Source organism: Candidatus Arthromitus sp. SFB-rat-Yit (assembly GCF_000283555.1).
Lineage (GTDB): Bacteria > Bacillota > Clostridia > Clostridiales > Clostridiaceae > Dwaynesavagella.
Genome location: NC_016012.1, coordinates 412223 through 439107, shown reverse-complemented (window position 1 = coordinate 439107; position 26885 = coordinate 412223). Strand labels below are relative to the sequence as shown.

The following is a 26885-nucleotide window of genomic DNA, read 5'->3' as shown; positions in this document are numbered from 1 at the left end:
TTTTCAATATTTTGTAAACAATATATTAACACATTTCAACACTTTATTCAATATTTTGAAATAATTTTGTAATCAAAAAAAGATAGTAGTTTCACTACTATCTTTTTATCAAACTTTTATTTCCACTATTTTCACAAATCAACTCTATTCGTCTATTTTCAATAATATCTACAAATTTACTTAAGATCGTATGTTTATTAATTAAATTTTCTACTAAAATATTTTTAGACCTCAATTTCAATAATTTATCTCTAACTAAAAAATAATTATAAATTATATTTTCAACCTGGAAATCTATATCGCTCCATAAATCTCTGCTCCAAATTTTTAAAACATTGTATCCAAGTTTATCAAAATAAATAAAACAATCTACGTATCTTTCTGGTTTATCTTTAAATTTTTGAATTATACTAGATTCAAATTCCACAAATAAAATATACTTTTTAAGATCTTTGTCATATATTGCAAAATCAAATTTGTAAAATTGCGTTCCAAAATTTTTCTCTACAATAAGTCCTCTATCAACTAGCTTATCATGTATAATATCTAATATCTTGGTAGATTTATTATCAAATTTCTCACCATAATTTAATTCATCCATAACTTTAATCATATTACCACTATAAATTTCATTAGCATAGTTTAAATATTTCTTCAAAACATTTATATTTTCATTAAAATATTCCTTATTTTCTATATCGCTTATACTAAGTGATGTAACTATATCCATTTCACATTGAGTCATCATCAAAAACATGTTTAATTTATTTCTACAATTTTGATTTTCTATATCATTAAATTTAATTTCTATCTCATTTTCTAGATTTCTCTCGCCACCTAAAGAAAATATTACAATATCTATCTTCTTATATGAAATTTCAGAAATGCTTGTTATATATATTCCATCATTTGATTTGTATTTTTTACACTCCTTATTATACAAAAAATTAAATTCTTCATCTAACTTTAATCTATCCTTGATTACATTTTTAATTAAATCTGCATGATTTCTATTTATTGTAACTATCCCAATGGATTCCTCGTATTCTTTAACTTTTAAATGCTTGAACAAAAGATCTACAACAAATTTCGCTTCATATTCATTTATATTTTCTATATCTTTATTGCCTATAGTAAATATCATAAACGGATTATCCATATATGAGTATTTTCTATCCTTAGGTAACGAAATAATATCTTTTGTTTTGAATAAACAATTTGATATATCTCTAAAAATTTCATTACCAGATGTATACGTATATTTTAAATCTACTCTATTAAATTTATCACCCAAAAATTTAAATACATTATTTGAAACTTCTATAACATCACGAGATATTATATTATAACTCCTACTACTACAATCAATTTGGTTATCGCTACCAAATATAACCATCTTTTTCCCTCTATATACTATAGGTATAATTTCCTCTAAAAAATAATTGTGCCCATCTACAAAAACTACATAGTCAAATAAACCTTCAATTAAAGGTATTCTAGAAAATACTTCTTCGTAATCAACTAAAAAGCATGGAAATAATTTTAAACATTCTTTATTAAAAGTATTTATAAAATCTTTAATTAAATATTTGGAAATATTCGAAAAATCATTTTTGTTTATTTTATCATCCGTACCAATTAAACTCTCTTTCGCTTCACTCATAACATTATTTAGTATGAATTTTTCTAATACACTCGCTCTTTTATCAAATAATTCTATAAGATTGTTAAAATATCTATCAACCATTTTATAATTTTCAAGTGCATCACCGTGTTTACTATGTCTTCTTGAAATATTTACAAATATAGAAAATTTTAAAATTTTATCTAAATTATCTTTCATCATTTTCTCGCTAATTGAGTTGTTATATACATACTCCAAGATATCATTCACAAGTGTGGTAAAATTTTTAATTTTATAACTATACTCTATAAATTCGTGAAAACTATCCATCATTTCTATTAAATTATCTAAAAAATAAGTTATATCGTTAAAACTAAATACCCTCTCCCTGATAAATTCAAATTTATCATGCTTTACTATATCTTTAATAAAACTTATATCAAAATCAATCTTTTTTACAGCCTCATAATACATTTCAGTATCTATCAAAGCTCGCTTATTAACTTCTGTACTTTTTTTATTGTTTTTCCCAAACCATAAACTTTTAATCCAAAATTCTGAAACATCAGAATTATCATACTTATCAGATTCAATATAATGTTCATTACATTTAAAACACTTATCTATAATCTCATTTTTTGTAAAACTATTTTCCTTAAATAATTCAACTACACTCTCACTACATTTATTTTGATCAATATCCAAGGACAACTTATCATATTTTTCTCTAAGTGATTTTAATCTACCTAAATATAAATTGACATCATCAAAATTAAAATCTTCTCTTATAGAATTTAGAATTTTATGTTTATTCAAATACTCTTTATGCGATATAAAAATATCAATTAAATTCTCATCTTTAATTTTATCAATTGCACCAATAATTTCATCAAATGTACAACCTGAAACAGGATTATTTAATTTAAATTTAGAAAACGATACCTTATCGATATCATTATCACCTAAATTCATTGTTAACTCATACATATCTTTAAGCGATAAACCAAAATTTTCTATTTTATTATAAATTTCATTTGAATCTTCTATAAAACGATAATTCTTATTAATACCATCCAAAATTTCATTAAATTCTCTAGTTATATCTGAATTTTTTTTAAAATTAAGCATTCTATCAAAACTCCTATAAAATTTTTGATAGAAATTGCTTTGAAATAAATCCATAATAATAGGTTTTGTAGAAGAAAATTCATTGTATAATTTTTTCAAATATTCCTTATTTTTAGAAACTACAAGTAAACTTTTATTTTTACATATTTTATCAAATATAAAATTAGTTACCGTAGTATCTTTTCCTATATCTAAATTTGAATTTATAAGTGTAATATAGCTATCATCACTTAAACAAATAGACTTCTTTTGATCAAAATCCAATTTATCTTTAACATAAATTTCTTTATATATATCTTCTTTATAATTATCTTTATTATCACAATCATTAGAAATCAGTCTTCCTACAAGAGTTTTAGACATATCTGTATAAATAAGTGATTCATAATCCTCATACTTATTTCCTATTACATCAAACCTACCCAAAACTAAATAATTTTTAATATCAAGATCAGACTTATCACTACCTAAGTTCCGTATCATACCCAAAAATTCATCAAACTTATTGTCTAAAATTACATCATTATTATGAAATCCAATATCTAAACTTTTTAAAAAATCTAATGATACTTTTAACACATCTTTTTTAAAATCTCTATTGAAATCATAATCAAGTTTAATTTCTAAATTTTTACGTTTAAGAATTCTTTGAAATATAATAATCAAATACCTATTTATCTTTATCTTTCTTTTAAGCATTTTTCTGATAAACCACTCATTATTCTCACTAAATACTTCGACAGGTATAAGAAAAAATGGCATACGAACAAAACCTACATTATCAATATACCCTTCAATAAATGGATATCCTATATACAAATCACTTCTTTTATTACCTTTACACAACTTATCTAAATTTAAACTTACGTTATTCATATTGCTATATTGGATATTTACTAAATCCAAATTTTTGCTTACATTGCCTTTATAAAAATTATCCAAAAATATCTCATAATCCTTTATATTTGGGAAATCATGGCTTTCCTCAAATTTACTAAGCTTATCTTTTTTTATTTTATTTACTTCTTCCTTAATTTTAAATAATTTATCACTCTGCCAAGTTAAAGGATCCTCAATAATCTTTAATACCTCAATACTATCTGAAAATATAAAATTAATAAAATTAGAATAAATATCTTCGTTATAACTTTTCAAAACATATAAGTCTAAAAAATCCTCATTATAAATGTTATCTAAATATATTGTCTTATTATCTAAACTAAAATTAATAGAAACATCTTGATATCTTTTCAAACTATCACTCATAAATATCACCTTAACTCTATGTAAAAATTTAATCACTACACTATTTATTATTGATACTAATCAATCAAATTATTTAACTAATTTATTCAATTAAATAAATAAAGGATGCATTGATATAAAATCAACGCATCCTCGTTAAATTCCCTTATTTATCTTTTTCAAATATCTTTTATAATAAAGAGAAATTATTCCTACAACAGGAGATGACAATATTATCCCAGCAATTCCAAATAATCCTCCACCTACTATTAAAGATACTATGACAACAAGTGGTGACAATCCAACAAAGTCCCCCAATATCTTAGGTTGAATCAAATTACCTTCAATTTGCTGAAATGCCATAAGCAATAAAAATCCAATTATAGCTGTACTAAATCCAGATGGCAATCCCAAAACAAAAGCACCTATAGCACCGATTAGCGGACCTAAGTATGGTATTACATTACTTACACCTGCAAGCACTCCAATTATAAGTGCATATGGATTTTTTATAATATAAGTTAAAATAAACGAACACACTCCAACAAATATTGCATCTACAATAACCCCTGTAAAATATCCACTAAATATCTGATCAAAATCTAATACAAAATTTTTAATCTTCATACTAATTTTATTTCTAAATATTACATCTGATAATGTTGAGAAAAATTTTGCTATTTTTTCCTTATCTCTTAAAATATAAACAGATAAAATTACAGCCACTAAAAAATTAAATATAAATGTACCGGTACTGGAAATTAATGATGTCACAGCAGAAATAGATATATCTAAAACATTTTTAAGATTATTATTTAAGAAATAGGCAACCTTCTCATTTATATTATTTATAATATTTGGATCAATTTCAAAATTACCTAAAAATTCTAAAACAATATTAAGATAATCTGGCAACTGTATTATAAGAGATTTTAAACTTTTTAAAAATGGTTCTAATATAAATGTTATAAGTATAGCAAATGCAGAACCTAGAACTAAAAGTACTGTTACAACAGTTAAAAGTCTTATTCTACTAAATTGTTTCTTTGAAACAATCTCTACTGGATTTTGATCTTTTTTAACTTTGTAAAACAATTTGAAATACACTTTATCTAATAAGTTAACTAATGGTTTTAATATATAAGACATAATAGCAGCAATAATTATTGGCTGACATATATTAAACATCTTCGAACTAATTTCTGTAATTCTATACCAAAAACCTGGCACATAATCAATTGCCTTATTTAGTAAAACCACCATGATAACCATAATAAAAATAATAAAAAATCTATGTCTCTTAAAATTTCCCCAAAATTCTTTCAAAATATTTCCTCCAAAATCTAATAATATCTAATTCCCATCATTATAAACATACCTAAATATTAAAATTTTAAACTAAAATTTCTTCATTATTAAATATATCTATATTTTTAAAATCTTCAAAACTATATTTTATATCTATAGCTTCAAATGCCTCTTTTAACTGATTTAAATTATTAACTGATATTATAGAACATGTCTCTATTCTTTGATTAAATAAATATCCGAGCGCAGCCCATGATGGCGATGCTATATATTTTTCTCCTATAACTTTAAGTTCTTCATATAAGTTCAAATTTTTTTCAGTATAATATGGTGAATTTAATTTAAGTCCTTCCATATCAACAGTTTGTGGTTCCATTTCATTTAAATAGAGTTTTGCAAAAAAACCACCTGCTAGTGCAGAATATGGCATTGCCAATATATTAAATTCATTATGTATGTCCATCATTTCTGAATCCATCTTTACATATTTGTCATCTATTTTAGAGTTGTCCATTCCGCAAACACCTACATTCCATAACATTTGATTAACTACAAAACCTTCAATATTATTTTTATTTGCATATTCCATAGCTTGTCTAATTCTATAAGGCTTCCAATTAGAACATCCATAACTTAGTATCTTACCATCTTTTTTAATTTTTTCCAAATATTCAAGTATCAAAGATACATCTGTGTGTTGATCGTCACCATCAATTAAAAGTAAATCTAAATAATTAGTATTTAAATTTTTTAAACTAATATTCACATCATTTAACAAAGAATCAAAAGTATTACTTTTTAAAAGAAAAGAACTTTTAGAAATCAGATAAATAGTTTTACGTCTACCACAATTGCTAATCCATCTACCGACAAACTTTTGTGATTCCTCTATTTCATTTATTCTTAATCCTAATTCAGATACTGAAGTATCTATTACATTTCCTCCCATATCTAAAAAATCTGTCAATAACTCTTCAAGTTTTTCCTCTGACAACCCACTTTTTAAAATATCATATGTTCCTAGTCCTATCTTATATATGTGATGACTTGATCCTGGAACGAGTGTTACATATTTTTTCATTAAGATATCCCCCAAACTAAAATTATCCTTTATTATATCATAGATAATTGTAATAAATCTATATTTAAACAATAAAATAGCTACCTTTATAAAAAAGTAGCTATTTAAAAAAAATCAAACTATATTTTCTAAATACTGATAATCAATTTTTTTCCCACTATACTTTATTTGTGAATAATTAAAGGAATTTTCAAGTAAATAATCAACATCATAAACATTTTTTATCTTACCAGTCGAAAGAAACTGATTTATTGCATTTCCTATAATACCTGAATCTTTAGGCCCGATTTTTAAATCTTTTAGCGTAATATCAGATATAAATTGATTATAAGAACTATTTAAACTATAATCTCCAACCATACATATACTATCAAATATACCACCAGTTATTTTTTCAAAATCTTTTATACACTTTTTATAATATACAGCAAAACTATTATAAACAATCCTTATAAAATCAGAAATAGAATTTGGCATACCATTTAACTTAAAATCAAAATAATATTTCACAATATTCATTAACAACGCTGAATTTTTAAATATATCGCTATCAAAATCTATAATATAATTTATATCTTCATCACTATCCAAAATATTCCACAAATTCTCAATCATAAAATTGTTCTCTATATTCTTCAAAAAATCATCAACCAATTTATAGCATGGTATATATCTAAATATTTTCACTAAATCACTATTAAATAATTGATGATTTAAACCAAATTTAGAACCTTCAAGATACATCTTAGAAAAATCTTCGGTACATCCAATAATCCCTTCATAAGAATTAATTATAAATATAGAATTTTTATTTAATATATGAGTAGTAAAAAATGATGATAATAACGTATTACCATAAGGAGATATTACATCCACTCCATTTACTTTACAATTACCAATACTTTTACCATAATCTACTATATTAAATTCTAAATCGTTATCAAAACCTATATAGTCAATCATATCGCTATCAATCTTTTGATTTTTAAAATTAAATAATTGTGAAAATCCAAGCTGACTTCTCTCATTAAATAAATTGCCTGTTAATCTATAAGCTATATAATCACTTAAATAAACAATTTTCCTGATATTTTTAAATTCATTTTTATGCATATCTTTACACATCAAAAGTCTACACAAAGTATCATTACTATTAAGTTCTACTCCCGTTTTTCTATAAATATACGCACTTCCTAATTCATTTACTATCTTATTTAAATAAATAGATTTCATATTTAAACCTAAATATATTTCCATTACTAAATTATTATTTTCATCCAAAATAATAGGTTCATTTATAGAAGAATTTATAGAAATTGATTCAACATTATACCCTATCTGTTTAACACTAACTAAAGCTTCATTTATTTCCTTTATTATTTTATCTACATTCAAATATTTCATAGAATTAAATATATTTGATGTTATTTTTGAACATCTATGAACTTCTTGCATAAATATTCTATCATTTTTAAGCATAATACACATTATTTTTAAATTTATTTTTGAAATATCTATAACCAAACAACAATCCATTCCCTCACCTCTTAATAAGTAATTCTAAGTGTAAAATTTTTAAATTAAAATTAAATATATTACCCTAATCTTGCATTAATTCATTAATTTTAACTTTTATATAGAAAATTTACCAAAAATACTATATTATATTTCAATAATACTAATTTATTAATTATAAGGATTTAAAAAATGATTTGTGTTGCTGATATAAACCATAAAAATTGCATTAAAAACATATTAAATAACGGAATATTTGACAAAAATCCACGTCCAAAATACAAAGATGGTTCTCCCGCATATTCAAAATTTATAACTCATTACGTGGAAAGTTACGATATATCAAAAAATGAATTTCCTATAATAACATTGAGATACATACCAGTCAAAAATGCTATAAAAGAAATCTTTTGGATATATCAAGATCAAACATCTGATCTAAATCTACTCAGAAATAAATATAACATCTTTTGGTGGGATGAATGGGAAAGCCTTAAATACCCAAATACAATCGGTATAAGATATGGGGAAACTGTAAAAAGATATGATCTTATAAACAAGTTGATTGATGGTATAAAAAAAGATCCTTATGGAAGACGTCATATTATAAATTTATGGCAGGAAAAAGATTTTGAAGATAGTGATGGACTTAATCCTTGTGCTTTTCAAACTTTATTCTCTGTAAGAGGAGATTTTTTAGATACAATGCTCGTACAAAGAAGCTCAGATTTTCTTGTATCATCCTCAATAAACTTAATACAATATGTGGCTCTTCAAATGATGATATCCAAAACATGTAATTTAAAACCCGGAAAATTCACTCGTATTATTAATAACGTACATATTTATGAAAGACATATCAATCAAGCCCTCATACTACTTGACAGAAAAATAGGCAAACAACCAATTTTGAAACTAAATACAAATAAAACTGATTTTTATAGTTTCACAATTGATGACTTTGAAATAGAAAACTACGAGTATACATCACCACAATTAAAATTTGAGTTAGGAATTTAATTATGATCAAGTTAATTGCATGCATTGATAAATACAATTCACTCGGTATAAATAATGAACTTATTTACCGCATTAAAGAAGACCTTAAAATATTTAAGGAAAAAACTATTGGTAATATAATAGTTATGGGTAGAAAAACTTTCAATAGTTTAGATAATAAACCTCTATCGAACAGGAAAAATATAATTATTTCTCGTAATTTATGTAACCCAGATAACAAATCTTATATAGTTTTTAATGATATAAATGATGTTTTAAAACTAAATACATCAAAAGATATTTTTATAATAGGTGGAAATGAAATATATAAACATTTTACACCTTTCTATGACGAAATACATCTAACAATAATAAAAAATGAATACACTAAACTCTATCCTGTAAACCAATCTGTAAAATTAAATATAGACCTAACTAATTTTAAACTTATCAATCAAAAAGAGTATAATATGTTCTTTATAAATATATACAAAAAAATTAATTAACCAATCCAAAAGTACCCCCTATCTCAGTAACCTTTTAATACATTTGAGAATATTTTCTTATTATATAATTTTCTTTTTTATTAATGTATTATGAGGTTATTTATGAAAAATTTAAACGGTCTAAAAATCGGTTATGCTATAACGGGATCATTTTGTACTTTTAAAAATTCTTTTTCTCTAATGGAAAAACTTATAGAATTGGGTGCTTGTATATATCCTATTGTTTCCTTCAACGTTCAAAAGATCAAAAATAGATTTGCAATTCCAGAAGAAACTATGAAATTTTTAAAAAACAAAACTAAAAATACCATATTAAAAAGTATCGAAGAATCTGAGTCTATAGGTCCTAAAAATTTTCTAGATTTATTTATGGTTGCTCCATGCACATCAAACACTCTAGGTAAAATTGCAAATGGTATAAATGACACTCCGGTTACTATGGCAGTCAAATCTTTTCTAAGAGGACAAGATAAACCTCTCGTGATTGCATTATCATCAAATGACGCATTAGGTATTACGCTTAAAAATATATCTTCACTTATAAATACTAAAAATATTTATTTTGCTCCAATGATTCAAGATAATATTGTATCAAAACCAAACTCTCTTGTTGCGGATTACTCAAAAATTATTGATACCATGTTTCTTGCTCTTGAAGGAAAGCAAATAAGACCAATAATAACAATATAAAAAGCTATCTTAAAGATAAGATAGCTTTTATTCTATATACAGTTTTTCAAGATCCTTTGAGAACCATCTATTTAAATTATAATTTTTAATTCCTTTAACCTTTGAAGTATATATATCAATATTCTTTCTCTCAAATAAGAATATATATGGAAGATCATATGCAATCTCTTTGTATAATTCTGCGTATATTTCTTTCCTTTTAACATTATCAAGTTCATTTAATGCATCTTCAAGAAGTTTATCAACAGTTTCGTTTGAATATGAAAATCTATTTGAAGGTCCATTTGTAGAAAATCTTGATGATGAATCAGGATCAGGGCTAGCAAAAGGTGTAAACATAAATGATAAATGATAAGAGAACTTCCCATCTTTTGCATCCTTTTGTCTTTGAATTAACGTTTTAGATTCCATAAATTCAACCATAATATCAATACCAATTTTCTTATAATTATCAATCATTATAGGAATCAACACATCATTAACTTCATTTGTAGAACCCACTATAAATTTTAAACTCAATTTTTGTCCATTTCTTTCTCTTATACCATCCTCTCCTAAAAACCAACCAGACTTCTCTAAAAGCTCAATTGCCTTATCTGGGTTATAATCATATTTAATAAAATCTTCAGTATCTGGATAAAAATAGGAATTCTTATTTTGTGGTATATCTAATACACTTCCATAATCTCCAAAACTTGCTTTTACTATTGTTTCTCGATCTAACCCATATGCAAGTGCTTGCCGTATATTTATATCTCTCATAATTTCTTCTTTATGATTTATTGCAATATATCCATAACCCAATACATCGGTTAAAATTCCACCAACAAATCCCATATCATTTAAAATAGTAAAATTTTCTTGTGTTGGCAATATCGTTTTTCTTATTATATCAACATCACCATTTTCTATTAAAGAAATTTGATTTGAATCATTAATTACTTTAAGTATTAAATTTTTAATCTTAGGCTTACCATTATAATAATTTTCATTTGCTACAAGTCTTACTTCTTCGCCTTCTATATATTCAACGAATTTATACGGACCATTACCAAATGGTTTTCTATTTAACAATTCAATTTTAAATGCTTCTCCTTGAACATAATCTTTACCATAAACATGAAAAGCAAGTGGCTTAATTCTCTCAAAATAATAATTTTTCTTAGCATTTATAGAATTAAACTTAATAGAAAATCGTTTATCATCTATTATTTTAAATCCTTCTATACTATCTGTTACTCCATCTCTATAATTTTCCCATCCAAACATATTAAAATTATCTCTCTCAAAAGTACCAGTATAAGTTTTATCCATTAAAACTTTAAACGTAAATTCCATATCATAAGAAGTAATTGGCTCACCATCTTGCCACACAGCATCGTCTTTAATTGTAAAATTATAAGTATTCTCATCTTTTAAAATTTCAGGCAAATAAGTTACACCATCTGTAACATTTCCATTACCATCAATCTCTAAAATAGGATCCCACATTGTATCATTAACATCAACATCATTTACCGAAATTGCAAATAATGGATTAAATACACCACTAGGTGCAGGCATTCCAATTATCAAAGTATCTTTCCTGTTCAAAGAATTTTTAGGCAAAGCATCTGGATTTGATGGAATTAAATATAAAGTTTCTTTATCAAACTCATCCACTCCGTTAACAAATACAACTTCCCTATTTTGTACAATTTCACCTTGCTTTTCACAAGAACAAAAAGTAAACATCATAAAAATCAAAACAAAACCTAAAAACTTATTTAACTTAATCATCCTCTTTCTATACCAAATAAAAAATCCCACTTGTATATATTAAATAATAAAATTAATATACAAGCAAGATTTTATTTAATCAATTATTTACTATTCGATTGAAATCTTTTCTAAGTCATCCTTAAACGTTCTATAAGGAGTTTCTATGTCTATTCCTTTTACTTTAGAAGAATAAACACTCATGTTCTTTCTTTGATATAAGAATAAATATGGAAGATCTTCTGAAATTTCTTTATATAACTGTGCGTATAATGCTTTTCTCTTAGTTTGATCCATTTCATTTAAAGCATCACTCAACAATTTATCAATAGTAGGATTTGAGTATGAAATTTTATTATTTGCACCTGTTGAACCAAATGTTGAAGTTGAGTCTGGATCAATATCAAGAGACCATGCTAAAAATGCTAAATGGTAAGAAAAATTACCCTCTCTTGCTTCGCTCTGTTTATCAATCAGAGTTCTAAATTCCATTTGCTCAGCTTTTAATTCTATACCAATTGCCTTATAGTTTTCAATCATTACAGGAACTAAGATATCATTAACACTATTCGGAGAAGATGCTAAAAATTTAAGTGATAATTTAACCCCATCTTTTTCTCTTATTCCATCAGAGCCAACTTTCCAACCTGCCTCTTCTAAAAGTTGTTTTGCTTTTTCTGGATTATATTCATAATGTGTATAATCTTTTTCATCTGGATAAGCCCAAGAAACTGTAGATTGTGGAATATCTATCACATTCGCCTGCCCTCCAAATGCAGCTTCCACAACAGAAGCTCTGTCTAAACCATAAGCTAATGCCCTTCTAACATTTAAATCCTGCATAATTGGTTCTTTATGGTTTATAGCAATATATCCATATCCTAAAAGTTCAACTATATTTGCATTAGCAAATCCAAGTTGATTTACAAGTGATAAATTTTCTGTAGTAACTGCTATAGTTCCATTCATTATATCTACATCACCATTTTGCAACAATAGCATTTGGTTAGTTTCATTTACTACTCTGAAAACTAAATTTTTAACCTTTGGAACACCTTTATAATAATTTTCATTAGCAACTAAAACTACCTCTTCTCCATCTTTATAATTCACAAACTTATAAGCTCCATTACCAAACGGATTCCTATTAAATTTATCTAAATCCTTAGCATTTCCTTGAACATAATCTGCTCCATACACATGTTTAGCTAAAGGCTTAAGATCTTTAGAAAAATAAGTCAAAGTTTTAGCATTGGGATTATCTACTGTAACTGAAAACTTATTATCATCTATTATTTTAAATCCTTCAATATTAGTGGATGTACCATCCCTATAAGCTTCCCATCCTAGAACATTTAAACTTTCTCTTTCAAATCTTCCAGTATATGTTTTATCCATTATATATTTAAATGTAAACTCAAAATCTTGTGATGTTATAGGTGTACCATCTTGCCACTTAATACCATCTTTCAAAGTAAATGTATAAGTCTTTCCATCTTCAGACACTTCAGGTAAATAGGCCAACCCTTCTATTATTGTTCCATCATAATTTACTTCAAGTAATGGGGCCCATATAGCATCATTTACATCCGAATCATATTGTGACTCTTCAAGTAATGGATTAAATACACCATTTGGATTTATTATTCCAATTATAAGCGTATCCTTTCTATTTGCTGAAGTTGAAGGTAAACGTTCTGGTTCACTAGCTTTTAAATATAAAGTCTTTTCATCATACTCACCCGTACCATTTACAAGAGATACATTTAACTGATTTTGATTAACATTAGGTTTAGTTGATTGATTTGAATTTGATGTGGAACAAGAGGAAACAACAAACATAAATCCTAAAACCAATCCCAAAATACTAATTAATTTCTTCTTTCTCATTTAATCCTCCTAGAAATTATAAACTTTAATAAAATTTAATAATTATAGATTTTATTTATATAAAATCTATATTAAATTTATTTTAAAATAAATTTAATATAGATGACATGCTACTTTATGCCCATTACCTAAATCTTTTAATATTGGAGTATCATGTCTACATATTTCTTTAACATGTAAACATCTTGTATGAAACTTACATCCATATGGAGGGTTCGATGCACTAGGTATATCCCCTTTTAATACTATCCTTTCATTTTTTCTATCTGGATCAGGTAAAGGAACACAAGATATTAAAACCTGTGTATATGGATGTAGTGGTTTTGAATATAAATCATCTTTCTTTGCTTCTTCAACCAAAGAACCCAAATATAAAACACCTACTCTATGACTTATATGTCTTACAACACTCAAATCATGAGATATAAACAAATAACTTAACTTATATTCTTCTTGGAATTGCTGAAGTAAATTTATTATTTGAGATTGTATAGAAACATCTAATGCCGATACTGGTTCATCAGCAACTATAAATTCTGGATTTAAAATTAATCCCCTAGCTATACATATCCTCTGTCTTTGACCTCCAGAAAATTCATGTGGATATCTTTTCATATGATATTTTGCAAGACCACATATTTCCATAACTTCTCCAACTTTATTATAGTACTCTTTCTTGCTATTTACAACTTTATGAGCAATCAATGCTTCACCTATCAAATCACCAACAGACTTTCTTGGATTTAGAGAGCTAAATGGATCTTGAAATATTATTTGCATTTTAAGTCTAAGTTCTCTCATTTCTTTCTTAGACAAACTATAGATATCAATACCTTTAAATAAAACTGTCCCATCTGTTTTATCTAATAATTTAATAACCGTCCTACCCAAAGTTGATTTTCCACAACCTGATTCACCAACAAGCGAATAAGTTTCACCCTTGTTTATTGTAAAAGAAACATCATCAACCGCCTTTACATTTCCTACAACTCTCTGTAAAACTCCATTTTTAATTGGAAAATATTTTTTTAAATTTATTACTTCAATAATTTTATCGTTACTCATTATTTACCTCCTCACCCAAAATATAGCAAGAAGCATAATGTGCATCATTAACCTTTACTAAATCCGGTATACCTTTCTTGCAACTCTCTTGTCTTCTATCACATCTATCATAAAAATAACAATAATTTGGTAAATCCATCGGGTTTGGAACTTGCCCAGGTATAGAGTATAATTTACCTGTACTACCTTCAAATGTAGGTTTTGATCTCATAAGTCCAATTGTATATGGATGTTTAGGATTATTAAATATTTCTCTTACTTTAGCCTTTTCTACAACTTTTCCTGCATACATAACAATAACATAATCAGCCATTTCTGCTATAACTCCTAAATCATGAGTTATCATCATTATAGAAGTACCAAGTTTTTCTCTCATATTCTTTATTAAATCTAATATTTGTGCTTGTATAGTAACATCTAATGCTGTAGTTGGTTCATCAGCAATTAAAACCTGAGGATTACATACCAAAGCAATAGCAATCATTATCCTTTGACGCATTCCTCCCGATAATTCATGAGGATATGAATCATAGATCGATTCAGCCCTTGGTATACCAACTAGCTTTATCATCTCAATAGAACGTCTCTTTGCTTCTTTCTTAGATACTTTATGATGTATAATTATTACTTCAGAAATTTGATATCCAATTTTCATTACTGGATTTAATGATGTCATAGGTTCCTGGAAAATCATAGCTACCTCAGAACCTCTTCTTTTTCTCATTTCTTCTTCAGATAAGGTTAAAATATCTGTTCCATTTAAATAAATACTTCCTGACTCATATTTAGCAGGCGGAACAGATAATAACCTCATTAAAGACATTGATGTAACTGATTTACCACATCCTGACTCTCCTACAATTCCTAATACTTCACCTTCTCTAATTTCAAAACTAACATCATTTACTGCTTTAACTGTTCCTTCTTCCACTTTAAAAGAAACACATAAATTTTTAAATTCTACTATTTTTTTACTCATATAAACCACCTCTACTTCTTAAGTCTTGGGTCTATAGCATTTCTTAAACCCTCACCAACCAAGTTTATAGATAAAACTGATGTAAATAATAAAATAGTAGGTGGAATCCATAGCCATACTCTCTTAGTTAAATCAAAGAAATTACGCGTGGTTTGCAATAAATTTCCAAGAGATGCATATGGTGCTTGAACACCTAAACCTAAATAACTCAAACTCGCTTCAAAAATCATCATAGTACCTAGACCGCTTGCTATATAAAGTATTATATATGGCAATATATTAGGTAACAGATGACCAAATAATTTCCTAAATGTCGAAAATCCTAAAGCTTCAGTAGCTTGCATATACTCTTGTTCTCTAAGTAATAAAACTATACCCCTTATATTCCTGCAATACGTCGTCCAAAATATAAATGCTAATAATCCTAATGTTACATAAATTCTATATTTAGGATTTACTTCTAAGTCAGATAAAAACGCAGCCAGTATGATAAGTAATGGAAGCGTTGGTATACTCATCAAAATATCGACAACTCTCATTATAATCATATCAATTACTCCACCATAATAACCTGCTACAAGCCCAAAAAATGTTCCTAAAAACACAGATATAATAGTTGCTGCAAACCCTACAAAAAATGAAAATCTTCCTCCTTCAAGAACCCTCGCAAACATATCTCTTCCTAATGCATCTGTTCCCAAAATATGTTCATGGGAAGGAGATTGATTTTTAATCAATATATTTATCGTAGATGAATCTTGACTAAATAATGGAACAATCAAAATTAATATTAAAATTATTATGAGCATAGCAAATCCAAGTATAGCTAATTTATCTTTTAATAACCTTCTAAATATAATTTTTGTTGGAGATTCAACTTTATAATTTTCTTCATCAAATTCACTCTTATCTTTAACAATCAATTCTTTATCTTTTTTCACAATCTTAACCTCCTATTTTAGTCTTATTCTCGGATCAACAAACGCATAAACAATATCAGTTAATAAGTTTGAAAATATAGTTAATACTGCATAAAACATAGCAGATCCCATCAATAATGGGTAATCTCTATTTAAAATAGCTTGATAAGTTATATTACCTATACCAGGCCAGCCAAAAACTTGCTCAATTATTATCGATCCACTAAATAGAGTAACAATACCTCCAACAATAATAGGTATCAAAGGGATTAATGCATTCCTAAATGCATGTTTATATACAACTACTCTCTCACTTACTCCTTTTGCTCTTGCCGTTCTTATATAATCTTGTCTTATTATTTCAAGCATAGATGTTTTAACAACTCTTAAAGTACCTGCTAAACTAAATAAACTTAAAATTATAAAAGGTAAGGCTGTATGAAGTAAGACATCTTTTATATAAGCAAACCCTACATAATTACTTCCTATGGTCGTCATACCTATAATTGGTAATCCAAGTAAAGGTGCCACATATTTTATAGCGATAATACCTAAAACAAAAGTTGGTAATGATGTAAATAACAATGAAAAAGTAAGCACAAATTTATCTAATGCTTTACCATGTTTTGTTGATATATATATCCCTAATGGAATTGACACAAATACTGAAAATAAAAATGACAATACATTTAAATAAAATGAATTCCAAATATACACACCTAATATCGAACTAACAGGTTCTCTATAATTGAGAGATACTCCAAAATCAAATCTTATCGCATTTTTCAACCAGTTAAAATACCTCTGAATAATACTTCCATCAAGTCCATAAAGAGTTCTCAACTCCTGTATTCTTTCCGGTGTTATACCAGGTTGTGTTGCTATTATCCCTGATAATGGGTCACCTGGCGATGACACATATAAAAAAAATAAAATGAATGATATCCCAAGTATTATTGGTATAAATAAGAGTAATCTCCTTATTATATATTGCTTCATCAAGTACACCACCTAAATATTAATAAAAAAATGCCACAGTATTAACTTACTACAATTTAATCAAAGTAATACGTTAATAAGGGCATCCAGATAGCCAGTTTTTAAATTATACAATTCAAAAATAATTTTTCTATATAAATTTCTATGTAACTATTTAATTATTTACATTAACAAATATCCTCTCAAATAACCCTAAATATTAACAGATAAAAATCTAATTTTCAATTATACAATCAAAGTATATTTATACAATTATACTACTTATATAATTAGGTTTCAATCTAATATTTAAATATTAATTAAAATAAATTAATATTTATACTTTTAGGGCTATAAAAACTGTAGTTGCTATAAAAATAAACGGGACAAATGCTAATCTATTATTTTGCAATTTAAAACAATTCTTAAATAAAATCCCAATACCTATTATCCCGGACATAATTATTGATAAATAAAAAATAAATATTGTAGGTAAAACTCCTAAAGTCAAAGCTACTATTAATAATATATCGAAATCACCTTCACCTAGAAATTTAAATTTATTTATCAATAAATATAAAAATCCTATTAAAATTATAGTTTCTAAATTGATTTTAATATTTCTTGAATCTAAAAACGACAATATAAACATAACTAAAGAAAATATAATTATTGGATATGACAAAATCGTATAAACATAGTACGTTATATAATCTATAAAAGCAAATATATAAATCACTAAAAATAAATAATAATATTTTAAATATGTATAAATCATTATAAAACTGAATTTATCTAAAATTTTAAATAAAATTATAGTATTAAATATTATAAATAATACACTGCAAATACAAATTCTAAATAATAATATTTTATCTTTAAAAATACCTCTATATATTACAAATATAGAAGCATTCTTATCTTTTAATCCAAAAATTTTATAATCTAAATTACCTATAATTTTTAGAATTAAAAAATTTAACATCGCACTCATTACAGTGCTCAACAATATGTAAATATATATTCCTAATTTCATATTACACTCTGTTATCAATTGCTCTAGATATAGTACTTTTATTAACTAAATTATTATTTGCTATATCTTTAATATCTTTTAATGTCATGGAATCAGTCACCCATTTAGGCCAATTATTTAAATACTTATATTGTTCATTAATTTGACGAAGTTCAGACATTGTAATATTGTCTGAAATTGCCTCAATTTCTCCTTCCATGAATCTATTTAAATTGTGCATATCAGTAGCATTAACTATAGCGCTTGCATCACTTACCTTAGACATCTCTTTAGACCTTTCATATGTAGAAAATAGATTAGGTCCTATCAAAAGTACTATTATAATTATGATAACAAATGATACCATGACCTCTATAATACTAAATCCATTCTTTTTTCTATTTTTAAATTTCATTTTGTTTACCCCCTATTTAAATATCCATAATATTTAAATATTTTCAACAAAATACATTTATTATTCAATTTTATGTAGACATCTTTAGTCATTTTTTTCTAATATTTCTTTTAACAACTCCAATTTATCAACATAATAAACGCAAAGTTCCAAAATATCTTTTATTATTTCTTCCTTGAGTCCAAATACCTCTTTTATTTTTGAAAATTCTCCAGACATAGATTGCATAATACTTTTCAATTCTTGTAATTTATCTCTAACTAACTCTATTTGAGTATATTTTTTATAACTCGTTTGCTTTAAAGAAGCTAACATATTAAAAGTTTTTTCTGAAGATTCCTTTATTACATTTACATCCGATATATTTTGCATCATCTCATAAGAAATTTCTTCTGTTTCATTAGTTATTTCATCTATAGTTTTATTTATATGTTCCGATGCTTTCTTAGTTTCTTCAGCTAATTTTCTTACCTCGTCAGCAACAACAGCAAATCCTTTACCAGCTTCACCTGCTCTAGCAGCTTCAATAGATGCATTAAGTGCTAAAAGATTAGTTTGACTTGAAATTTTATTTATAACCTCTGTAAATTTATTTATCTCAGTTATCTTATTGTTCAAACTTCCAAATACCCTACTAATATTTGAAAAATTCTGAATTAATTTATCAACATTAGATATCAAAAATACAATTTTGTCTTCACCTTCTGATACTAATATTTCTTCATCTTTTATAATTTTAAAAATATCAGATATTGTTTGATTTAAATTTCTATAATCATCTACTCTATCTATTGCCTTCTTTTCTAATGTATCAAACATATTATTCTGAGAATTAGCATATTTTAAAATTTTATCTGCTTTCTCATTAAACTCTACATTCTTTGTATCAATATTTAATAAAGTTTTCCTAACATCTTCAAAATAATTTTTATTTTCATTAATATGATTGTTATTTAACTTCTCATCATTATTCTCTTCTTTATCACTTTTATTAATTACTTCCTTATCGTGCTCTACTTTCTTCTTATTACCATTTTTTTTCAAAATTTTCTTAAACAATAATCTCTCTCCTCTAAACAAATCATATAAATTAATACTATTAATTTGTGTCATATTAAAATTTTTATTACAAACAAAAAAGAAAAGGTTTGGATAAATCCAAACCTTTTTAATACATACCATCCATTCCCATTCCTGGAGCTTGTGGTACTTGTTTATCTTTTTCAGGAATCTCAACAACAGCAGCTTCTGTTGTTAAAAATGTAGCTGCAACTGATGCCGCATTTTGAAGAGCTGTCCTTGTAACTTTAGCTGGGTCAACTATTCCATTTTCAACCATATTTATATACTTTCCATTTAAAGCATCGTATCCGATTCCTTCTTCACTTTGCTTAACTTTATCAATTATTACAGAACCTTCAACTCCAGCATTGAACGCGATTTGTCTGATTGGCTCTTCTAAAGATCTTAAAATTATATTAATTCCTACTTGCTCATCATGTATTTCAGAAGTTAATCCACATATCTTTCTAAGTACATGAACATATGCAGTACCGCCACCTGATACAATTCCTTCTTCTACAGCCGCTTTAGTGGCTGCTAAAGCATCTTCTATTCTCAATTTTTTCTCTTTGAGTTCAGTTTCAGTAGCTGCTCCAACTTTTACTACAGCAACCCCACCTGAAAGTTTTGCAAGTCTTTCTTGAAGCTTCTCTTTATCAAATTCTGAAGTTGTATCTTCAATTTGCCTCTTAATCTGAGAAACTCTACTATCTATTTCTTCCTTATTACCTTTACCATCAACAATTGTAGTGTTCTCTTTAGTTATTTTAACACTCTCTGCTCTTCCTAACATATCTATTGTTGTTTCTTTTATATCATATCCTAACTCTTCAGATATAACTTGTGCACCAGTTAATATAGCAATATCTTTAAGCATCTCTTTTCTTCTATCACCAAATCCTGGAGCTTTAACACCAACACATGTAAATGTTCCTCTTAATCTATTTACAACTAAAGTAGCTAACGCCTCTCCTTCTATATCCTCTGCTATTATTAAAAGTTTCTTCCCTTGTTGTACAATTTGCTCAAGAATAGGAAGTATTTCTTGAATATTAGAAATCTTCTTATCTGTTATTAAAATATATGGGTCTTCCAATGATGCTTCCATTTTTTCTGCATCAGTAACCATATATGGACTTATATATCCTCTTTCAAATTGCATACCTTCAACAACTTCAAGGCTAGTTTCCATATTCTTAGACTCTTCAACTGTTATAACACCTTCATTTCCTACCTTCTCCATAGCATCAGCTATAAGCTCTCCAACACCTGAATCACCAGCAGAAATTGACGCAACTCTTGATATGTCTTGCTTACCATTTACATTTTTAGATAGTTTTTTGATTTCTTCAACTGCCTTATCTACAGCCAATTTTATACCATTTCTTATAAGTATTGGATTAGCACCTGATGTTACATTTTTAAGTCCTTCTCTTATTATAGCTTGAGCTAAAACAGTTGCAGTAGTTGTTCCATCTCCAGCAACATCATTCGTTTTAGTTGCAACTTCTTTAACTAATTGAGCTCCCATATTCTCAAATGGATCCTCAAGTTCAATTTCTCTTGCTATTGTCACCCCATCATTTGTTATTAAAGGAGATCCAAATTTCTTATCTAAAACAACATTTCTACCTTTTGGTCCAAGTGTAACTTTTACAGTATCAGCTAGTATATCTACACCATTTTGCATAGATCTTCTAGCTTCAGCACTAAATAAAATAGTTTTTGCCATTATAAATTACCTCCAAAAATTTATTCAACAACAGCCAATATATCCTCTTGTTTAACTATTATATATTCTTCTTTATCAACTTTAACTTCAGTCCCTGAATACTTGGAAATCAAAACTTTATCTCCAACTTTAACTTCCATTTTTATCTCTTTACCATCTGTTGTAAATCCTCCTGATCCAACAGCTATAACTTCTGCTTCCTGCGGCTTTTCCTTAGCACTTCCTGCTAAAACTATTCCTGATTTTGTTTTCTCTTCAGCTTCTAATCTCTTAAGAACAACTCTATCCGCAAGTGGTCTTATATTCATAAAATACAACCTCCTATTATAAACATAATCAATTAGCACTCATTTACCAAGTGTGCTAAAGTATGATATTAATATAATTAAATAAATCAAAAATTACAAATTAATTTAAATACCAAAATTAGTTATTTTTTTAAAATTATTACATATTTTCAATATTTTACTCAAGTTTTATACTATTTTAAATATAATTAATAAAATTATAAATCTAAAAATATATTTTACTATTTTTTATTAACTATTTCCTCATTTATATTATTTATAAATTCATCTAATTTTAAAATACCTATATCTCCATTAACTCTATCTCTGACAGATACGCCTCCAGATTCTTGCTCTTTTTCCCCAACTATTAATAAATACGGAATCTTCTCCATCCTTGCTTCCCTTATTTTATATCCTATTTTTTCATACCTGTAATCACATCCAACTCTAATTCCAAAATTCTTGAGTTTATCTGTAACTTCCTTTGCATAATCATTAAATTTTTCAGATATTGGTAATACCTTAACTTGAGTTGGGCTCAACCAAGCTGGAAGAGCTCCTGCATATTTTTCAATAAGCATAGCAATTGTTCTCTCATAACATCCTATGGAACTTCTATGTATTATCATTGGATGTTTTTTCTTGCCATCTGAATCTATGTAAAACATTCCAAATCTCTCTGCTAAGCTAAAATCTATCTGAATTGTTATTATTGTATCTTCCTTACCATGAACATTCTTAAATTGTATATCAAGCTTCGGTCCATAAAATGCCGCTTCTCCTTCTTGTTCTTTATAGTTTAAATTCAAATTATCAAGTATTTGCTTCATATTACGCTGAGTTTCTTCCCATACCTCTTCCTCGCCTATATACTTATCTTTATTTTTACTATCCCATTTTGAAAATCTATAGCTAACATCTTCACTAATACCAAGGCATTCCATTATATATTTTACTAAATCTACAGCTGCTCTAAATTCATCCTCAAGCTGATCATTTGTGCAGACTATATGTCCATCTGATAAAGTAAATTGTCTAACACGTATAAGTCCATGCATTTCTCCGGATGACTCATTTCTACTAAGAACTGCAGTTTCACCATATCTTATAGGAAGATCCCTATAACTTTTAGGAGATGCTTTATATATCATAAATTGAAATGGACAAGTCATTGGTCTTAAAGCAAACACTTCTGTATCTTTTTCTTCATCTCCCAAAATAAACATTCCATCTCTATAATGATCCCAATGTCCAGATATTTTATATAAATCACTCTTAGCAAATGTAGGAGTCCTTGTGAGAACATACCCTCTCTTCTCCTCCTCATCTTCAACAAATCTTTGAAGAATTTGCATAAGTTTTGCCCCTTTAGGCATAAGAAGTGGTAATCCTTGACCTATAAATTCATTTGTAGTAAAAAATTCAAGTTCTCTTCCTATTTTGTTATGATCTCTCCTCTTCGCATCCTCAAGTTTTTCTAAATACTCCGTCAACATACTAGCTTTAGGAAATGATATACCATAAACACGAGTAAGCATTTTATTTTTTTCATTCCCTCTCCAATAAGCTCCAGTAGAACTTAATAGCTTAATTGCTTTAATATGTTTTGTAGATAATAAATGAGGTCCTGAACATAAATCCTCAAACTCACCTTGTCTATAGAAAGAAATTTCACAATCAGAGCTTATATCATTTATAAGTTCAACTTTATAAGTTTCATTACATTTACTCATCTTGTCAATTGCTTCATCCTTATTTAAAACAAACCTATCGATCGATAAACCTTCCTTAACTATCTTTTTCATTTCTTCTTCGATTTTATTTAAATCCTCTTGCGTGAAAGGAGTATCTATATCAAAATCATAGTAAAATCCATTATCAATACTAGGTCCTATCGCAATTTTTACATTAGTAAACAATCTTTTAACTGCTTGTGCTAATACATGACTTGTTGTATGCCAAAATGCTTGCTTCCCATTTTCATCATTAAATGTTAATATATTCAAACTACAATTTCTTTCAATTATATATCTCAAATCTACAATTTTCCCGTCAACTTCAGCACATGTGGCAGCATTTGCTAATCCATTACTAATAGATCTTGCAAAATCAATTACACTTATAGGAGTATCTATTTCTTTCTTGGATCCATCCTTAAGAATAATTTCTATCATAAACTAACACCTCTATATTACTTAATTTTTTGTTCCTTAGATAATACGTAATCTACCCCAAAAGTGTCGATCTCTATCTTATCAATAACTGGTTTATTTTTGGGAGTATCACCAAACACTTCCTCATCTCCAATATTTAAAATAATATCTATTCCATCAATAACTTTTCCAAATGCTGCATAACTTCCATCTAAATGCGGAGCATTACCTAGCATTATAAAAAATTGACTTCCTCCAGAATTCGGATCATTCGCCCTTGCCATAGACAAGACTCCAAGTTCATGCTTTATATTATTTTCAACTCCATTTATCTTAAATTCACCTTTTATTGAGTAACCTGGTCCTCCTATTCCTGATCCTAATGGACATCCTCCTTGAATTACAAACCCTTTTATAATTCTGTGAAAAGTTAAACCGGTATAATATCCATTATTTACTAGATCTATAAAGTTTGTAACCGTAATTGGTGCAACTTCTGGGTATAATTCAAATTTAACTTCCCCAAAATTTTTTATTTTAATAACTCCAACAGGATTTTTGTTCATACTATAAACCTCCATATTACTTTTTATATAAATTTTTAATCAAAAATATAAAATACAAAATTAAAATTAAAGCTGATATAAATAATATGCTTTTATCCTTTTTAAACATAGAAAAAATCAATAATCCAAAATTCAATATTAAAAAGGAAACATAAGCTATGAATCTGCTCTTATTTTTTTTAAAAGTAAACCTTTTAAACACTTAAAAATTATCCTCTCAATAAATTAAATAATTTCATGGTAACACAAACTAATATCATGGTAAATATAAAATTCAATAAATATTTACCATAAAAAATAATTTTTTATAAAAAAATACTAAAACTATACTTAATACATAAATCCTCAAGGAGATATTAAAATGAAAAATTTTAAAATTATTTTTAAATTTCTAAGCATATTATTGCTTTCCATATTTACAATCTCAAATTTAACACTTATTAAAACTTACCCCTATTCACAAAATAAATTAACATTTGGAAAAGTTGCAATAAAACATATTTCCCATTTATCTAAAACTCCTCGCATAAGCGGAACAAAATCAATAATAAACGCCCAAAAATATATCAAGAATGAATTTCAAAAATATGGTTATGAAGTTCAAGAACAAGTTTTTAGTTGGCCTCTTATTGATTCAAAAAATACAACATCAAAAAATATCATCGCTTTTAAAAAAGGTATAAACAATAGCCAAATAATCATAGGTGCTCATTACGACTCCACTTCATCAAATGGAGCTGATGATAACGCATCAGGTGTATCTGTGCTTCTAGAGCTAGCACAAAAATTAAATAACATAACATTACCTTACAGCATAAAATTTATAGCATTTGATGCAGAAGAATTAGGTTTATTTGGCTCTAGATATTATGTTAAAAACATGAATAATGATGAAAAACTAAATACTCTCTTGTACATAAATATTGACAGCATATTAACTGGAGATAATCTTTACATATATGGAAATAACGGAAATAAGGGATGGTTTAGAGATGAAATTCTTAAGACTTCAAAAAATGAAAACATAGATATAAAAACTAGTCCTGAATTAATATCAAGTGACATTAATAAGATCTCAATTTTAGAAGGTGATTGTTATGATTATAGTGATCATGTTTACTTTAAATATGAAGGAATACCTTTTGCATATTTTGAATCTACAAGTTGGGACGATATAAATCTAAATACTGGATATCCTAGATATAGAAATAAAGAATTCGGAATGGTTATTCATTCATCCAAAGATAATTTAAAATATATATTAAATAACATTGAAAAAAAATCAATAACTAATTTATCAAACTGCATCTCTTTACTATACAAATCACTTTTAAACACTAATAAACAATTGGTTATAACAACTGACACAAATGATCAATCAATTTTAAAAAATATAAGATACGATCTCTATCAAAATAATAAATTAATCAAAAGTTTATATCATAACGCGTCGAACAAAATAGAAATATGTGATCTTCCAAAAGGAAGATATAAGTTAAAACAAATCAATAACACAAATTTAGACCTGAAATGTTCACTTGATAATAAATATTTCAACCTAAGTGAACAAGGTACAATGTATTTATTCTATGAAAATTTTAAAAATAATCCTAAATTAAAAGATTATGATGGTATGTTAATACAAATATACGGTGATACATTCGATGATCCTCAAACTTCTGTAGATGAATTGTATAAAGAATTTATCAAAATAAAAAAATTATCCCCAAAAGTTATCTACAATAAAGAATTTTCATTAGAAGAAATTAAATCAGTTATTAAGGAATATAATAAAAATAATTTTCAAAATAATGATGAATCCGTACAAACATTTGCAAACTTATCAATCAAAAATAATTTTTTAGATACGCACAAAAACTCAATAACAAAATTTCTAACATCAATCCTTCTTACAATATTTTGCTCAAATATTTATAAAACACAAAAAGCAAGTTACTATTAAAAG

21 protein-coding genes are annotated in these 26885 nt (G+C 26.5%); 4 read left to right on the top strand and 17 right to left on the bottom strand.

The annotated features are described in order from the left end of the window. Nucleotides 1-97: 97 nt before the first annotated feature. From RATSFB_RS02065 to RATSFB_RS02050, 4 genes are all read right to left on the bottom strand, one after another. Entirely contained in the window at nucleotides 98-4018 is a 3921-nt protein-coding gene (locus tag RATSFB_RS02065; RefSeq protein ID WP_014094395.1) for a helicase, read from the bottom strand. A gap of 135 nt (nucleotides 4019-4153) precedes the next feature. Continuing rightward, nucleotides 4154-5323 carry an AI-2E family transporter gene (locus tag RATSFB_RS02060; RefSeq protein ID WP_044035502.1) on the bottom strand — a complete coding sequence of 390 codons (1170 nt, stop codon included), beginning with the start codon at nucleotides 5321-5323 and terminating at the stop codon, nucleotides 4154-4156. 67 nt (nucleotides 5324-5390) lie between these two features. Next, nucleotides 5391-6386, bottom strand: a complete 996-nt coding sequence (locus RATSFB_RS02055; protein ID WP_014094393.1) for an aldo/keto reductase — start codon at nucleotides 6384-6386, stop codon at nucleotides 5391-5393. A gap of 114 nt (nucleotides 6387-6500) precedes the next feature. Beyond that, a complete protein-coding gene (locus RATSFB_RS02050; protein WP_014094392.1) occupies nucleotides 6501-7922 on the bottom strand; it encodes an FGGY family carbohydrate kinase in 1422 nt (473 codons plus the stop codon). A gap of 171 nt (nucleotides 7923-8093) precedes the next feature. Between RATSFB_RS02050 and RATSFB_RS02045 the strand changes: the two genes are divergently transcribed. The 3 genes from RATSFB_RS02045 to RATSFB_RS02035 all read left to right on the top strand — a co-directional run bounded on the left by RATSFB_RS02045 (nucleotide 8094) and on the right by RATSFB_RS02035 (nucleotide 10096). Next, nucleotides 8094-8921: a thymidylate synthase gene (locus RATSFB_RS02045; RefSeq protein WP_014094391.1), complete on the top strand. Its 828-nt coding sequence runs from the start codon at nucleotides 8094-8096 to the stop codon at nucleotides 8919-8921. Nucleotides 8922-8923: 2 nt separating this feature from the next. Then, on the top strand, nucleotides 8924-9406 hold the full coding sequence (locus tag RATSFB_RS02040; RefSeq protein WP_014094390.1) for a dihydrofolate reductase: 483 nt from the start codon (nucleotides 8924-8926) through the stop codon (nucleotides 9404-9406). Nucleotides 9407-9508: 102 nt separating this feature from the next. Then, entirely contained in the window at nucleotides 9509-10096 is a 588-nt protein-coding gene (locus RATSFB_RS02035; RefSeq protein WP_014094389.1) for a dipicolinate synthase subunit B, read from the top strand. A 27-nt stretch (nucleotides 10097-10123) separates the two neighbouring features. Here RATSFB_RS02035 and RATSFB_RS02030 read toward each other — a convergent pair whose 3' ends face one another. The 13 genes from RATSFB_RS02030 to RATSFB_RS01970 all read right to left on the bottom strand — a co-directional run bounded on the left by RATSFB_RS02030 (nucleotide 10124) and on the right by RATSFB_RS01970 (nucleotide 24919). Continuing rightward, nucleotides 10124-11875, bottom strand: coding sequence for a peptide ABC transporter substrate-binding protein (locus RATSFB_RS02030; protein WP_044035501.1), 1752 nt, complete (start codon nucleotides 11873-11875; stop codon nucleotides 10124-10126). Nucleotides 11876-11965: 90 nt separating this feature from the next. Beyond that, the gene (locus RATSFB_RS02025; RefSeq protein WP_014094387.1) at nucleotides 11966-13744 is read right to left on the bottom strand and encodes an ABC transporter substrate-binding protein; all 1779 of its coding nucleotides are present in this window, start codon (nucleotides 13742-13744) and stop codon (nucleotides 11966-11968) included. Nucleotides 13745-13837: 93 nt separating this feature from the next. Continuing rightward, on the bottom strand, nucleotides 13838-14809 hold the full coding sequence (locus tag RATSFB_RS02020) for an ABC transporter ATP-binding protein (RefSeq protein WP_014094386.1): 972 nt from the start codon (nucleotides 14807-14809) through the stop codon (nucleotides 13838-13840). Next, entirely contained in the window at nucleotides 14802-15788 is a 987-nt protein-coding gene (locus RATSFB_RS02015; protein ID WP_044035500.1) for an ABC transporter ATP-binding protein, read from the bottom strand. Before RATSFB_RS02015 ends, RATSFB_RS02020 begins: the two co-directional genes overlap by 8 nt. Nucleotides 15789-15799: 11 nt before the next feature. Next, nucleotides 15800-16729, bottom strand: a complete 930-nt coding sequence (locus RATSFB_RS02010; RefSeq protein ID WP_014094384.1) for an ABC transporter permease — start codon at nucleotides 16727-16729, stop codon at nucleotides 15800-15802. A gap of 12 nt (nucleotides 16730-16741) precedes the next feature. Beyond that, nucleotides 16742-17707, bottom strand: a complete 966-nt coding sequence (locus RATSFB_RS02005) for an ABC transporter permease (RefSeq protein ID WP_014094383.1) — start codon at nucleotides 17705-17707, stop codon at nucleotides 16742-16744. 316 nt (nucleotides 17708-18023) lie between these two features. Next, a complete protein-coding gene (locus RATSFB_RS02000; RefSeq protein WP_014094382.1) occupies nucleotides 18024-18680 on the bottom strand; it encodes a peptidase in 657 nt (218 codons plus the stop codon). A gap of 43 nt (nucleotides 18681-18723) precedes the next feature. Next, nucleotides 18724-19116 (bottom strand): prepilin-type N-terminal cleavage/methylation domain-containing protein, encoded by a 393-nt coding sequence (locus RATSFB_RS01995; RefSeq protein WP_014094381.1) that lies wholly within the window; start codon nucleotides 19114-19116, stop codon nucleotides 18724-18726. Between the two features lie 84 nt (nucleotides 19117-19200). Beyond that, nucleotides 19201-20175, bottom strand: a complete 975-nt coding sequence (locus RATSFB_RS07535; RefSeq protein ID WP_044035627.1) for a methyl-accepting chemotaxis protein — start codon at nucleotides 20173-20175, stop codon at nucleotides 19201-19203. 109 nt (nucleotides 20176-20284) lie between these two features. Next, the gene (groL, locus tag RATSFB_RS01985) at nucleotides 20285-21910 is read right to left on the bottom strand and encodes a chaperonin GroEL (RefSeq protein ID WP_014094379.1); all 1626 of its coding nucleotides are present in this window, start codon (nucleotides 21908-21910) and stop codon (nucleotides 20285-20287) included. A 20-nt stretch (nucleotides 21911-21930) separates the two neighbouring features. Beyond that, on the bottom strand, nucleotides 21931-22218 hold the full coding sequence (gene groES, locus RATSFB_RS01980; protein ID WP_014094378.1) for a co-chaperone GroES: 288 nt from the start codon (nucleotides 22216-22218) through the stop codon (nucleotides 21931-21933). Between the two features lie 221 nt (nucleotides 22219-22439). Then, on the bottom strand, nucleotides 22440-24374 hold the full coding sequence (gene thrS, locus RATSFB_RS01975; protein ID WP_014094377.1) for a threonine--tRNA ligase: 1935 nt from the start codon (nucleotides 24372-24374) through the stop codon (nucleotides 22440-22442). Nucleotides 24375-24391: 17 nt separating this feature from the next. After that, nucleotides 24392-24919 carry a peptidylprolyl isomerase gene (locus RATSFB_RS01970; RefSeq protein ID WP_044035498.1) on the bottom strand — a complete coding sequence of 176 codons (528 nt, stop codon included), beginning with the start codon at nucleotides 24917-24919 and terminating at the stop codon, nucleotides 24392-24394. 361 nt (nucleotides 24920-25280) lie between these two features. On the opposite strand from RATSFB_RS01970, the gene RATSFB_RS01960 reads away from it, so the two are divergent. Then, nucleotides 25281-26882, top strand: a complete 1602-nt coding sequence (locus tag RATSFB_RS01960; RefSeq protein ID WP_014094375.1) for a M28 family metallopeptidase — start codon at nucleotides 25281-25283, stop codon at nucleotides 26880-26882. The last annotated feature ends 3 nt before the right edge of the window (nucleotides 26883-26885 follow it).